We start from the raw sequence: 13,454 nt of genomic DNA on the forward strand, positions 1-13,454 counted from the left end.
GGCCGCCAACCGCAAGCGCCTCGGCAGCCGGGGCGGCCGCCCGCCAGCCTTCGACCCCGAGGCCTACAAGCAGCGGAACACCGTCGAGCGGTGCATCAACAAACTCAAGCAGTGGCGCGGTCTGGCCACTCGATACGACAAGACCGCCACCATCTACCTCGCCGGACTCCACATCGCCGCCATCTTCATCTGGTCGGCAAGATGATCCGAAAGAAACGGCCTAGTCCCGACGGGCTCCCGTCATGTCGGCTTGCAACCCCGTGCGACGGCCCTCAGCGCTGCTGTGCGTCGGGAGAACGGACAGCACCCGGCTGGACAACAGTTCGGGCGAGACCAGGTGGGCGGGGACCGCTCGGTGAGGGCGGTGACGGTCTTCCGGGTGATGGCCAGTTCCGATCTGTGTGCGGAGGTCGTCGGCCAGGCCCGGGCAGCGTTCTCCTGGACGCCGAGCGCGTCGAGCAGGTGCTGGATGTTCACGCACTCACCGTCTGCGGGATCGCGCCAGGTGGGCGTGTTCGCGCCAGTGAGCCGGCTGGCCATGACCTGGTCACCGCAGCCTGGGAGACGGGCTGGCCGATCGGACCGGATGGGGGGAGGCGCTCTTCGATGCTGTGCTGTTCGGTCTCGTGACGTCACGGTCCGGCATCGTGATGACAGCGGTCAGCGCCACGACGGACCAGCCGCAGCTCGCGTACGGCAACCCAGTCGGAGAGATCGCGGCGCAGACGGTCGCTCTGGTCGCCGCCGCCTTCCTATGCGGCGTCAACTTGGAGCATGCCGCCGCGTCTGTGACGAACATACTGTTCGGCGGCCTGCTGATCGGGCTGCTCGGCATGTCCCTCATGGCCGCCTTCAGTCCACCGCTGGCCGTGTGGGCCGTCCATCCGGCGTCCTTCGCCATGGTGGCTTTCTATCTCAGTGGACTCTGGCTCATTCGCGGGCTCAGGGCGACCCTACTGGCGGGCCGTCCGCACAGCGGAGACGCTCCCTGACCTACCCGACGAGGAGCCGGCGCTCGTACGGGGGCGGAGCGACGCGCGCCTGTGGCTGGAGTTCGGCGGTGTGGCCGGGCTGGTGGTCGTAGGGGGGCGGTGGCACGCGCGGCGGCAGGCGTTCTGGCGCACGCGGGCCTGAGCACCGGTTTCGCGGAATGCCGTGCTCATGGGGCTGGTGAACGCGCTGACCGGGCCCGTGACGCCGGGATCGGGGCTCGACGGCATGAGAGTCTTCGGGGCTTGGGACAGAAGCCGTACGAGAGCGACGGCGCCTCCGGTCGGCGAGCCGTCGCCCCAGAGACGACAGCGCCGTGGAAGCACCCGTGCGCGGTGGTCGGCACGCGCGGTGACACCGGTCCTGGAGATCGCGCGGCGGCGATGCCCGTCGTGGCAGGGTGCTCGTCATGGACGGCTACTGGATCGAGCTGGCGCTCGTTGCCGCGCTGGTCGTGCTCAACGCCCTGTTCGCCGGCAGTGAGATCGCGCTGATCTCCCTGCGGGCGTCCCAGCTCCGGAGCCTGCGGCGGCGGCGTGGCAGCCAGGCCGCGGCGCGGCTGGTGCGGCTGGCCGAGGACCCGAACCGCTATCTCGCGACGATCCAGGTCGGCATCACGCTGGCGGGGTTCCTGGCCTCCGCCACGGCGGCCGTGTCCCTGGCCGAACCACTCGGACCCTGGTTGTCGTTCCTCGGCCGGGCGGCCGAGCCGGCGGCCATCGCCTTGGTGACGCTGGTACTGACGTTCGTGACGCTGGTGGTGGGTGAGCTTGCGCCCAAGCGGCTGGCCATGCAGTACGCCGAGAGGTGGGCGTTGCTCGCCGCGACTCCCTTGGTGGTGCTGTCGACGGCGTCCCGGCCGGTGATCTGGGCGCTGGGCCGCTCCACCAACGCCGTCGTCCGGCTGCTGGGCGGTGATCCCCGGGCGGCCCAGGAACCGCCCACCCCCGAGGAGCTGAAGGACATGGTCGTCAGTCACCGTGGGCTGACGGCCCAACAGCGCACCATCATCGGCAGCGCCCTGGAGATCCATGAGCGCACGCTGCGGGAGGCGCTGGTGCCGCGCCGCTCGGTCTTCACGCTCTCCGCGTCGACCCCCGCGGCCGAGGCACGGAGCTCGTTGGCGGCCGCCGGTCACTCCAGGGCGCCGGTCGTCCGGGCAGGGCACTTCGAGGACGTGGTCGGCGTGGTTCGCCTGAAGGACCTGACGATGAGCGACGACCACGTACCGGTCGCCGATGTAGCGCGGCCTGCCGTGTTGTTCTCCGACTTCACGAAGGTGTCCGAGGCGCTGCGCCGCTTCCGGACGGACCGTCAGCAGTTCGCCCTGGTCGTCGACGAGCACGGTTCTGTCGAGGGCATCGTGACGATCGAGGATCTCCTGGAGGAGATCGTGGGGGAGATCTACGACGAGACGGACCCCGATGTGCTGTCGGTGCGGCGGGAGCCCGACGGGACCCTGCTCCTGCCGGGCACCTTTCCGGTGCACGACCTGCCCGACATCGGGGTCGACGCGGGAGACCTGGCGCCGAACGGCCGGTTCACCACGATCGCCGGCCTCGTCCTGGACAGGATCGGCCACATCCCGGACGCGCCGGGCGCGCGCATCGCGCTGGGTGACTGGGACGTGGAGGTCACCGAGGTCGCCCACCATGCCGTCACCGGCGTCCGGCTCCGTCCCCGTGCCGCCAACGAACGCGGCACGGCGACGTGAGCGGGCTCAGCGGCGTGACCGAAGGCGTTCGAGGGCGGTGACGCCGAGGGCGGCGAGGCCGATCTGGACGGCCCATTCGATCCAGTCGATGCCCTTGGTGTCGGCGACACCGAGGACGGCGGCGATCGCGGTGCCGACCAGTGCGGCGGCGATGCCGACAGCGATGGTCCACAGCCAGCCGATGTTCTGTCGTCCCGGGAGTACGAGCCGTCCCAGCGCGCCGATGATCGCGCCGAAGGCGATCGCGGTGATGATGCCGGAGATCTCCATGTCGGGGCCCTCTCTGGGTGGGGCTTACAGGTCGAACTCGTGGCGTGGCAGTTCGAGGGTGTAGCAGGCTTCGCGGACGGCGGCCTGTTCGGTCTTGTCGAAGTCGCCGTCGGCGCCGCCGATGACGATGCCGATCTGGATGACGGCGCGGGCCTCGGCGGGCTTCTTCTTCGCCTTGGCGATCTCCTGCATGACGCTGACCTTGCCGAGAGCGAAGTCGGCCGTCAGCTTCTCCAGGTTGGCCTCGAAGCGGCGGTGGAGGTCGTCGGCGGGGAAGTTGCGCAGGACGTCGTTGGTGGCGATGAGCTGGGCGACGCGCTGGCGCTCGGCGGGGTCGATCGTGCCGTCGGCGGCGGCGACGAGCGCGCACATGGCCATGCTGGCGTCGCGGAAGGCGCCGCTGGTGAGGTCGTTCTTCTTCGCCATGAGCTGGGTCTGCATCGTCGACGCGGACTCCTTGATGCGGTCCCACAGGGCCATGAGAACTCCTTCGTCACGCGCCCCGGGTGCGGGCGGTCCCGCCCCCGGCACGCTACTTCTACGCGAATGTAGAAGTTATCAGGTGCGGCGCGCGTCAGGGATGGGAGGGGTGCTCCCGGTGCGGGCAGCGGCCCGGTGCCGTGAGGAGGCGGCGCACCTGCTCGCCCGCTTCGGCGGCGTCCCGTGCCGTGGACGGGAAGAGGAGGCGCAGGTCGCACTGGCCGGCGTCGCCGTATTCGCAGCGCACGGTGATGCCGTGGCGGTCCAGGGCGAACGGCAGCACCCGGACCGCGCCCTGCGGCAGTCGGGGTCCGGCGAGCGTCAGCAGGTGGGCCACCATGTCCTCGTGGGCGTCCGCGAGATGGGTGAGCATGGCGGCCTCCTCGACGGCGAGCGGGTCGGGCGCGGCGAGCGCGACCTCGTCGAGGCCGACCTCCACCGCGCCCGCCGACGTCCGCAGCGTCACGCGCGCGGTGTCCAGGCGCAGCCGCCCGCTGCCATCGATGTGACCGTCGCCGTCTCCCGCCTCCGCCGGGGCCAGCCAGCCGGAGACGGTGACCCTGGCGCGTACGCGGTCGCGGACCGCGGTCGGGGCGATGTCCGTGAACTCCAGCAGCGCGGCGAGGCTGCCGCGCGGCGCGGTGGCGACCTGGGCGGCGAGCGGGCTGTCCGGCCGGGCGTGCAGGGTGATCCGCCCCTTCCGGCCGACGGTGTGCATGCCGATCAGGTCGTAGCTCTGGCCGTCGGTGGTGAGGGACAGGGAGATCGCACGGGCCAGTACGGACCGCACCCGCTCGGCGGCGGTCAGCTCGGGCAGGGTGGACGGTTCGGTGTCGGCTCGGGTGCTCAACGGGACTCCCTGCGGTACGGGTTGCATCGGAACGCCTCCATCCGTACAGCGGGCGCGCGCGAACGGCACCCCCTGAGGTGAGGTAAGGCTAACCTTACTTCACGGGGGTGTGGAGGTGGAACCCGTCATCCGGTCCGTCAGGCGGCCGGGCAGCGTCCCTCCGTGACCTCGGCCGAGAACCGCTCACGCGGCGCGAGCCTCACGCAGAACCGGTGCTCGCCGGAGCGCGTGGCGATGTCGTACACGTCCTCGCGCGGCGACTTCAGCGTCAGCTCGTCCGCCGGCCCCTCGCCCTGCTCGTCGGCCGTCTCGCGCAGGGTCAGCATGAAGTGCGAGTCGTCCGGGCGGTCCGGCACGCCCTGGCCGGACGCGGCGCTCGCGGCGGCCCGCTCGCGCCCCCACGCCTCCGCCACGTCGTCGACGACCGCGAGCACTTCGTCCCGGCTCCAGGACCTCGCGTCGACACCCGACGCTGCCCACAGGCCACAGCCCACCATCAGGGCGCAGAGCACGAGGAACCGCGCGCGGCCCTCCCGGCGCCTGACGGCGAGCCAGAGTCCCACGCAGGCCAGGGCGAAGCTGACGGCGATGAGCGGAAAGCCGATGACGTTCATGTGGTGGTTCCCCCGTGCTGTGGTCGGTGTGAGCAGCGGCCGTGCAGTGTACGGGGCGTGACAAATCTCCGGGCGGACGGGTGCCGGACCCGGGTAGGGTCGCAGTTGATCAGTTGATCAGTTGATCAGTTGATCGAGGGGATCGGTTGATCGAGGGGATCGGTACAGGGGGAAGCCGGAACATGACAGACGTACGCATTCGCAGGGCACGGGCCGCCGACGCGGAGGCGATCACGCGCGTGTTCCTGGCGTCGCGCGCCGCCGCCATGCCGTACCTGCCGCGTCTGCACAGCGACGAGGAGACCCGCGCCTGGATCGAGGCCGTCGTGCTGCCGGGCTGTGCCGTGTGGGTGGCCGAGCAGGGCGAAGGACCGGCCGGCGTCGTCGGGTTCGCGGCGCTCGACGGCACCGTGCTCGACCACCTCTACCTGCGGCCGGACGTACGGCGCCGGGGCATCGGCACCGCGCTCCTCGCGGCCGTACGGGCGGCGTCACCGCACGAGCTTTCGCTGCACGTCTTCCAGCGCAACGACGCCGCCCGCGCCTTCTACGAGCGGCACGGCTTCACCGCCGGCACGTTCGACGACGGCGGCCGCAACGAGGAGAACGAACCCGACGTCACCTATCACTGGACCGCCGCGGCCGGCTGAGCCGGAGCCGGAGCCCGGACCAGGACCACCTCCAGGGTCCTCGGGCCGTGGACGCCCTCCACCCGGTCCAGTTCGATGTCGCTCGTCGCCGAAGGGCCGGAGATCCACGTCAACGGGCGGCGCGGGTCGAGGCGTTCCAGGGCCTGCGGCACCGAGTCGACGACCTGGTCCGGGACCCGGACCACGCAGACGTGGTGGTCCGGTACGAGAGTGATACGGCGCCTGCCCTGGTCGGGCCCGCCGTCCAGCACGATCGTGCCGGTCTCCGCGATCGCCACCGCGCAGCCCGTGACGACGCTGTCCACCGCGTCCAGCTCACGCGCGGTGCTCCCCGCCAGGTCGTGGACCAGCGTCGCGTCCACGGCGGCCGTCCACGCGTGCGGCAGCCCCGGCGGGACCAGCACCGAGCGTGCGCCACGCGCGGCGAGCTGCCGGGCCAGCAGCCCCGGCAGCTCGTCCTCCGTGGCGCGGTGCACCAGGGCCCGGTAGTCGGCGAGGTTCCCGGCCAGGAGTTCGGCCGTCTCGTCCGTGGTCCTGTCGCCGTGGACACGGAGGTACGCGCGCTCCACGGGCGCGTCCGCCGGGCGCTCGGCCCTCGGCACGTCCGCCAGGGCACGGCGGATCCGCGCGAGGACACGATCCCTGCCGGAGTAGCCGGAATTCATCGGCCGTCGCCTCCTCTTGTGCGCTGCCACCAGTCACGGAACGACTCCTCCGGCACCTCCGGAAGCGCCCGCGTGTCCGTCCACGCCCGCCCCGGACCCGGGAGCCGCTCCGGGTGCAGGCGGCGGGTGCGGGACGCCAGTCGCTGCCCGGCCCGCAGCGCCGCCGGGTGGTCCAGGGCCCAGCGGGCCGCACGCATCGCCGCACGCTCCGCCGCGTGCCCCTTCGCGGGCCGCAGCGTGACCTTCGTACCGTTCCTCGTCACCTCGCCGCCCTGCACCACCCGCTCCCGCAGATGCACCAGCACCTCCGGGATGTCGATGGCCACGGGGCACACCTCGTAGCAGGCCCCGCACAGCGACGACGCGTACGGGAGCGAGGCGTCGACCTCGCCGGCCGTGCCGCGCAGCTGCGGCGTGAGGATCGCGCCGATCGGGCCCGGGTAGACGGAGCCGTACGCGTGGCCGCCGGCCCGCTCGTACACCGGGCAGACGTTCAGACAGGCCGAGCAGCGGATGCAGCGCAGCGCCTGCCGGCCCACCCCGTCGGCCAGGGTGTCCGTGCGCCCGTTGTCCAGCAGCACCAGGTGGAAGTCCTGCGGGCCGTCGGAGTCCGTCGTCCCCGTCCACGTACTCGTGTACGGGTTCATCCGCTCCGCCGTCGACGACCGGGGGAGCAACTGGAGGAACACCTCCAGGTCCTGCCACGTCGGCACCACCTTCTCGATCCCCACGACCGAGATCAGCGTCTCGGGGAGGGTCAGGCACATACGGCCGTTGCCCTCGGACTCCACGACCACCAGCGTGCCGGTCTCCGCCACCATGAAGTTGGCGCCCGAGACGCCCACCTTGGCGCGCAGGAACTTCTCCCGCAGATGCAGCCGTGCCGCCTCCGCCAGCTCCGCCGGGGTCTCCGTGAGCCCGTCCGGCGCCGGGCGGCCCCAACGGCCCATCTCCTCGCGGAAGATGTCGCGGATCTCGCCCCGGTTGCGGTGGATCGCCGGGACCAGGATGTGCGACGGGCGGTCCTCGCCCAACTGGACGATCAGCTCCGCCAGATCCGTCTCGTACGCGCGGATGCCCTCGGCCTCCAGCGCCTCGTTGAGGCCGATCTCCTGCGTCGCCATCGACTTGACCTTGACGACCTCGCGCTCCCCGGTCGCCTTCACCAGATACGTGACGATCCGGTTCGCCTCGTCCGCGTCGGCGGCCCAGTGGACCGTGCCGCCCGCCGCCGTGACCGCCTCCTCCAACTGCACCAGATAGTGGTCGAGGTGACGGAGCGTCCGGTCCTTGACGGCCTTGCCGGCGGCGCGCAACTCCTGCCAGTCCGCCAGCTCGGCGACGGCCTTCGCCCGCTTGTCGCGGATGGTGTGCGTGGCGTGCCGCAGATTGCCGCGCAGCGTCGGGTTCCGCACGGCGTCGTGCGCGGCCTTCGGGAAGGCGGGCATGCCGAGATACGTCCGGGGGTCGCCGCTCATACGTAGGGCTCCTGCTCGGTCGAGGCGAGGATCTCCGCCAGGTGCACGGGACGGACCGCCGCGCCCTGCCGGGCGAGCGTCCCGCCGATGTGCAGCAGACACGAGTTGTCGACCGTGCACACCATGTCGGCGCCGGTGGCCCGGATGGCGCGCACCTTGTCCGCGCCCATCGCCGCCGACACGTCCGCGTTCTTCACGGCGAACGTGCCGCCGAAGCCGCAGCACTCGTCGGCGCCCGGCAGCTCCCGCAGCTCCAGGCCCCCGACCCGCTCCAGGAGCCGGCGCGGCCGGTCCCGCAGGCCCAGCACCCGCAGCCCGTGACAGGTCGGGTGGTACGTGACCGTGTGCGGGAAGTACGCGCCGACGTCCGTCACACCGAGGACGTCGACGAGGAACTCGGTCAGCTCGAACGTCCGGGGCACGGCCCGCGCGGCCGCGTCGGCCAGCTCACGGCCACGGTGCTCGGCCGCGGCCTTCGCGCCGATGCGCGGGTAGTTGTCGCGGACCATGGCGGCGCAGGATCCGGAGGGCGTGACCACGTAGTCGTAGCCCTCGAAGGCCGCGTCGAAACGCCGTACGAGCGGCTCGGTCTCGTGGCGGTAGCCGGTGTTGAACTGGGGCTGGCCGCAGCAGCTCTGCGCCGCGGGGAAGTCGACGTCGACGCCGAGGCGCTCCAGCAGCCGGACCACGGCCTGCCCGGTGCGGGGGAAGAGGGTGTCGTTGACGCAGGTGACGAAGAGGGCTACGCGCACGTCTCGTCCTCCTTCTCCGTCTGCCGCTCCGTCCGCTGCTCTGTCCGCTCCGCGATCCGGGACGCGGCCTCGTCCCAGGCCGCACGGCCGCCTGACGGATCGTAGTACCGCAGCGGCTGCGTCGCGCGGAGCAGCGCCCGCAGCTCCGGCAGGCCCCCGCCGATCACGCCGGCCGCGCGCGCCTGGACCAGGACGTTGCCGAGGGCGGCCGCCTCCGCGGGGCCCGCGACGACCGGCAGGCCGGTCGCGTCCGCCGTCAGCCGGCAGAGCAGCGCGTTGTACGCGCCGCCGCCGACGATGTGCACGGTGCCGACGGACCGGCCCGACAGCCGCCGCGCCTCGTCGACGGCCCGGCGGTGCGCCAGCGCGAGGGAGTCCAGGACACAGCGCGTGAACTCGGCCGGGGTGCGCGGCACCGGCTGCCCGGTGCGGGCGCACGCGTCCGCGATACGGCGCGGCATGTCGTCCGGGGCCAGGAAGGCGGGGTCGCCCGCGTCGACGACCGAACGGAGCGGCTCGGCCTCCGCGGCCCCGGCGAGGAGAGCGTCGAGATCCTGCGGGCGGCCCTGCGCCTCCCAGGCGCGCAGGCACTCCTGGAGCAGCCACAGGCCCATGATGTTGCGGAGGTAGCGGACGGTGCCGTCCACGCCCAGCTCGTTGGTGAAGTTCGCGGCGCGGGACGCCTCGGTGAGGACCGGCGCGTCCAGCTCGACCCCGGCGAGCGACCAGGTGCCGGTCGCGATGTACGCGAAGTCGTCCCCGGCCGCCGGGACCCCGACGACCGCCGACGCCGTGTCGTGCGACCCGACGGCCGTCACCGGGACCGGGCCTTCGAGCCCCGTCTCGGCCAGGACGTGGGGCAGCAGCAGCCCGGCGGGATCCCCGGGCCCGCGGAGCGGCGGGAACAGACCGACGTCGATCCCGAGCCGGGCGGCCACGGTGGGGGACCAGTCGCGGGTACGCGGATCGAGGAGCTGCGTCGTCGACGCGTTCGTGATCTCCGTACCCGCCTCGCCCGTGAGCCAGTACGCGATGAGGTCCGGGATCAGCAGGGCGCGCCGCGCCGCCGCGAACTGGGGCGTGCCCTGGGCGGCGACCAACTGGTACACGGTGTTGAACGGCAGGTGCTGAAGCCCGGTCGCCGCGTACAGCTCATCGGGCGGAAGCACGGCGGCGACCTTCTCGGCGGTGCCGTCGGTGCGGGCGTCGCGGTAGTGGACGGGGTTGCCGAGGAGGGCGCCCGTGGCGTCGAGGAGCCCGTGGTCGACGGCCCAGCTGTCGACCCCGACCCCGTCGAGCCGGCCCCCCGCGGCGGCACCCGCCGCCCGCAGGCCGTCCAGGACGCCGCGGTACAGGGCCAGGATGTCCCAGTGCAGGGCCCCGGCGACCCGGACGGGCCGGTTGGGGAAGCGGTGGACCTCCTCGATCTCCAGGGTGTCCGGGGTGACGCGGGCGAGTATGACGCGCCCGCTGGATGCGCCGAGGTCGACGGCGGCGAAGGTGGATGGCATGGGGTCCTCGGTGGGTGGTGGTCAACCGGGGGCTCCGCCCCCGGACGCCCGTATCGCGCCTGGACGGCGCTTGTCCTCAATCGCCGGACGGGCTCGCATTGAGCCCCTCCGGCGTTTGAGGAGCGGGGGTTCGGGGGCGGAGCCCCCGATTCGGGAAGGGGCGGGGTGGGGGATGAATCAGCGCAGGAACGCCGCCGCCACGCCCGCGTCCACCGGAATGTGGAGGCCCGTCGTGTGCGTGAGCTCCCCGCCCGTCAGGGCGAACACCGCGTTCGCGACGTGCTCCGGCAGCACCTCCCGCTTCAGCAGCGTCCGCTGGGCGTAGAACTCGCCCAGCTTCTCCTCCTCCACGCCGTACACCGCCGCCCGCTGCGCCCCCCAGCCGCCCGCGAAGATCCCGGAGCCGCGCACCACACCGTCCGGGTTGACGCCGTTGACGCGGATGCCGTGCTCGCCCAGTTCGGCGGCGAGCAGCCGCACCTGGTGCGCCTGGTCGGCCTTCGTCGCGCCGTACGCGACGTTGTTGGGCCCCGCGAAGACACCGTTCTTGGACGCGATGTACACGATGTCGCCGCCCACGCCCTGCGCGATCATCACCCGCGCCGCCTCCCGGGACACCAGGAAGGAACCGCGCGCCATGATGTCGTGCTGGAGGTCCCAGTCGCGGGCCGACGTCTCCAGGAGCGGCTTGGACACGGAGACGCCGGCGTTGTTCACCACCAGGTCCACGCCGCCGAACGCCAGCAGCGCCGCGCGGAACGCCGCAGCGATCTGCTCCTCGCTCGTGACGTCCACGGTGACGGCCACCGCCCGGTCGGGCCCGCCGAGCTCGTCCGCGACGGCCGCCGCGTTCTCCGCGTTCAGGTCGGCGACGACCACGCACGCGCCCTCGGCGACGAGCCGCCGCGCGATGGCCCGGCCGATGCCGGAGCCCGCGCCCGTCACCAGCGCGATCCTCGCCGCCAGCGGCTTCGGCTTCGGCATGCGCCGCAGCTTCGCCTCCTCCAGCTCCCAGTACTCGATGCGGAACTTCTCCCGCTCCTCGATCGGCGCGTACGACGACACGGCCTCCGCGCCGCGCATGACGTTGACGGCGTTGACGTAGAACTCGCCCGCCACGCGCGCGGTCTGCTTGTCCTTGCCGTACGAGAACATGCCGACGCCCGGCACCAGCACGATCGCCGGGTCGGCGCCGCGCATCGCGGGCGAGTCGGGCGCGGCGTGCCGTTCGTAGTACGCGCGGTACTCGTCGCGGTAGGCGACATGCAGCGCCTTGAGGCGCGCCACGGCCTCCTCCAGGGGCGCGGACGGCGGCAGGTCCAGGACCAGGGGCCTGACCTTCGTACGGAGGAAGTGGTCCGGGCAGGACGTGCCGAGGGCCGCGAGGCGCGGGTGCTCGGCGCGTGAGACGAAGTCCAGGACGGCTTCGGCGTCGTTGAAGTGGCCGACCTGGGGCCGGTCCGCGGACGCGATCGCCCGGATGTACGGGGCGAGCGCGGCCGCCCGTTCCCGGCGCGCGTCCGCCGGCAGCGACTCGTACCCCTCCAGGACCGGGCCGAACGGCTCGGGCCTGCCGTGCTGCGCGAGGAACGTCTCCGCCGTGCGGATGATGGAGAGGGAGTTGGCCTCGCACTCCTCGCTGGTGGCGCCCCACGCCGTGATGCCGTGTCCGCCCAGGACGCAGCCGATCGCCTGCGGGTTGGCCTCCTTCACGGCGGCGATGTCCAGGCCGAGCTGGAAGCCGGGCCGCCGCCACGGCACCCACACCACCTTGTCGCCGAAGCACTCGGCGGTCAGCTTCTCGCCGTCGGCGGCGCAGGCCAGGGCGATGCCCGAGTCCGGGTGGAGGTGGTCGACGTGGGCGGCGTCGACCAGGCCGTGCATGGCGGTGTCGATCGAGGGGGCGGCGCCGCCCTTGCCGTGGAGGCAGTAGTCGAACGCGGCGACCATCTCGTCCTCGCGCTCCACACCCGGGTACACGCCGGTCAGCGCCCGCAGCCGGTCCAGGCGCAGGGCCGCGAGACCGGACTCCCTCAGCGTGCCGAGGTCGCCGCCGGAGCCCTTCACCCACATCAGCTCGACGTCGCCGCCGGTCACCGGATCGCTCGCGGTGCCCTTGGCCGAGGTGTTGCCGCCCGCGTAGTTGGTGTTGCGGGGGTCGGCGCCCAGCCGGTTCGAACGCTCCAGCAGGTCCTTCACCGCTTCGTGCTGTCGCTGTCGCTGTCGCTGCCACTCTGCCATGACCTTCACGCTCCCCATCCGGCCTGGGTCCCGCCCACGCGCTCGTCGACGATCTGCTGCGCCCAGCCCGAGCGGTGGTAGGCCGCGATCGGGTCCGGGTCGATGCCCAGCTCGTCGCGCACCTCGGCGAGCAGCGGACGGACATCGGTGTTGTACGCGTCCATCAGGACGGCGTTGGCGGCGAGGACGTCGCCGGCTGCCTGCGCGGCGGACAGGGCGTCGGCGTCCACCAGCAGCGCCTTGGCGGTGGCCTCCTGGACGTTCATCACGGAGCGGATGATCGCCGGTATCTTCGCCTCGATGTTGTGGCACTGGTCGAGCATGAACGCCACGTCGGCGCCGAAGCCCCCGCCCCGTACCACCTCGTACATGATCCGGAACAGCTGGAACGGGTCGGCGGCGCCCACCATGAGGTCGTCGTCGGCGTAGAAGCGCGAGTTGAAGTCGAAGCCGCCGAGCTTCCCCTCGCGCAGCAGCAGCGCCACGATGAACTCGATGTTGGTGCCGGGCGCGTGGTGGCCGGTGTCGACGACGACGCGCGCCTTCTCGCCGAGCTTCAGGCAGTGCGCGTACGCCGTGCCCCAGTCGGGGACGTCCGTCGTGTAGAAGGCCGGCTCGAAGAACTTGTACTCCAGCAGCATCCGCTGGTCGTCGCCGAGCCGCTCGTACACGGCGGCGAGGGCCTCGGCGAGCCGGTCCTGGCGGGCGCGGATGTCGTCCTGGCCGGGGTAGTTCGTACCGTCCGAGAACCACAGCTTCAGGTCGCGGGAGCCGGTGGCGTCCATGATGTCGACGCACTCCAGCAGATGGTCCAGGGCCTTGCGGCGGACCTTCGCGTCGGGGTGGCAGACGCTGCCGAGCCTGTAGTCGTCGTCCTGGAAGACGTTGGAGTTGATCGTCCCGAGCCTCAGGCCGCGCTCCTCGGCGTGCCGGGCGAGGGCCGCGTAGTCGTCGACCCTGTCCCAGGGGATGTGCAGCGCGACGGTCGGCGCGGCCCCGGTGTGCTGGTGGACGCGGGCCGCGTCGTCCAGCTTCTCCTGAGGGGTGCGCGGGACACCGGCCTGTGCGAACACCTTGAAGCGGGTCCCCGAGTTCCCGTACGCCCAGGACGGTGTCTCGATGGCCTGGGCCCGCAGGGCTGCCTTCACAGCGGAGACGTCGGATCGGCTCGTCATCGTCAGCGCTCCTGATTAATGAATCGTTTCATTGGCGTGAAGCTATGGGCGCCCGCCGTACCTG

At 72.2% G+C, this 13,454-nt stretch carries 13 protein-coding genes and 1 pseudogene; 4 read left to right on the forward strand and 10 right to left on the reverse strand.

Going from position 1 to position 13,454, the window contains the following annotated elements:
* The 3 genes and pseudogenes from HTZ82_RS24875 to HTZ82_RS24885 all read left to right on the forward strand — a co-directional run.
* A pseudogene (locus HTZ82_RS24875) lies at nt 1-205 on the forward strand (IS5/IS1182 family transposase); the annotation flags it as partial.
* A 406-nt stretch (nt 206-611) separates the two neighbouring features.
* Complete coding sequence (locus HTZ82_RS24880) at nt 612-992, forward strand: hypothetical protein (protein ID WP_175411662.1); 381 nt, start codon at nt 612-614, stop codon at nt 990-992.
* A 407-nt stretch (nt 993-1,399) separates the two neighbouring features.
* Nucleotides 1,400-2,704 (forward strand): hemolysin family protein, encoded by a 1,305-nt coding sequence (locus HTZ82_RS24885; RefSeq protein ID WP_175411663.1) that lies wholly within the window; start codon nt 1,400-1,402, stop codon nt 2,702-2,704.
* Between the two features lie 6 nt (nt 2,705-2,710).
* Here HTZ82_RS24885 and HTZ82_RS24890 read toward each other — a convergent pair whose 3' ends face one another.
* From HTZ82_RS24890 to HTZ82_RS24905, 4 genes are all read right to left on the reverse strand, one after another.
* Nucleotides 2,711-2,974, reverse strand: coding sequence for a GlsB/YeaQ/YmgE family stress response membrane protein (locus tag HTZ82_RS24890; protein ID WP_175411664.1), 264 nt, complete (start codon nt 2,972-2,974; stop codon nt 2,711-2,713).
* 24 nt (nt 2,975-2,998) lie between these two features.
* The gene (locus HTZ82_RS24895) at nt 2,999-3,454 is read right to left on the reverse strand and encodes a tellurite resistance TerB family protein (RefSeq protein WP_175411665.1); all 456 of its coding nucleotides are present in this window, start codon (nt 3,452-3,454) and stop codon (nt 2,999-3,001) included.
* Nucleotides 3,455-3,548: 94 nt separating this feature from the next.
* Entirely contained in the window at nt 3,549-4,304 is a 756-nt protein-coding gene (locus HTZ82_RS24900) for a DUF2470 domain-containing protein (RefSeq protein ID WP_175410458.1), read from the reverse strand.
* 137 nt (nt 4,305-4,441) lie between these two features.
* Nucleotides 4,442-4,918 (reverse strand): hypothetical protein, encoded by a 477-nt coding sequence (locus tag HTZ82_RS24905; protein WP_175410459.1) that lies wholly within the window; start codon nt 4,916-4,918, stop codon nt 4,442-4,444.
* A gap of 182 nt (nt 4,919-5,100) precedes the next feature.
* On the opposite strand from HTZ82_RS24905, the gene HTZ82_RS24910 reads away from it, so the two are divergent.
* Complete coding sequence (locus tag HTZ82_RS24910) at nt 5,101-5,568, forward strand: GNAT family N-acetyltransferase (protein WP_175410460.1); 468 nt, start codon at nt 5,101-5,103, stop codon at nt 5,566-5,568.
* On the opposite strand, the gene HTZ82_RS24915 is transcribed toward HTZ82_RS24910, so the two are convergent.
* The 6 genes from HTZ82_RS24915 to rhaI form a co-directional block, all read right to left on the reverse strand.
* Nucleotides 5,544-6,233 carry a lactate utilization protein C gene (locus HTZ82_RS24915; protein WP_175410461.1) on the reverse strand — a complete coding sequence of 230 codons (690 nt, stop codon included), beginning with the start codon at nt 6,231-6,233 and terminating at the stop codon, nt 5,544-5,546. The two genes, HTZ82_RS24910 and HTZ82_RS24915, sit on opposite strands and share 25 nt — an antisense overlap.
* Nucleotides 6,230-7,711, reverse strand: coding sequence for a LutB/LldF family L-lactate oxidation iron-sulfur protein (locus HTZ82_RS24920; protein ID WP_175410462.1), 1,482 nt, complete (start codon nt 7,709-7,711; stop codon nt 6,230-6,232). Before HTZ82_RS24920 ends, HTZ82_RS24915 begins: the two co-directional genes overlap by 4 nt.
* Entirely contained in the window at nt 7,708-8,463 is a 756-nt protein-coding gene (locus HTZ82_RS24925) for a (Fe-S)-binding protein (protein WP_175410463.1), read from the reverse strand. The genes HTZ82_RS24920 and HTZ82_RS24925 overlap by 4 nt, the downstream gene beginning before the upstream one ends.
* A complete protein-coding gene (locus HTZ82_RS24930) occupies nt 8,454-9,974 on the reverse strand; it encodes a rhamnulokinase family protein (RefSeq protein ID WP_175410464.1) in 1,521 nt (506 codons plus the stop codon). The genes HTZ82_RS24925 and HTZ82_RS24930 overlap by 10 nt, the downstream gene beginning before the upstream one ends.
* A 177-nt stretch (nt 9,975-10,151) precedes the next feature.
* A complete protein-coding gene (locus HTZ82_RS24935) occupies nt 10,152-12,215 on the reverse strand; it encodes a bifunctional aldolase/short-chain dehydrogenase (RefSeq protein WP_175410465.1) in 2,064 nt (687 codons plus the stop codon).
* A 5-nt stretch (nt 12,216-12,220) separates the two neighbouring features.
* Nucleotides 12,221-13,390 carry an L-rhamnose isomerase gene (gene rhaI, locus HTZ82_RS24940; protein ID WP_175410466.1) on the reverse strand — a complete coding sequence of 390 codons (1,170 nt, stop codon included), beginning with the start codon at nt 13,388-13,390 and terminating at the stop codon, nt 12,221-12,223.
* Nucleotides 13,391-13,454 lie beyond the last annotated feature (64 nt).

It is taken from the genome of Streptomyces sp. TRM64462 (assembly GCF_013362995.1).
GTDB lineage: Bacteria > Actinomycetota > Actinomycetes > Streptomycetales > Streptomycetaceae > Streptomyces.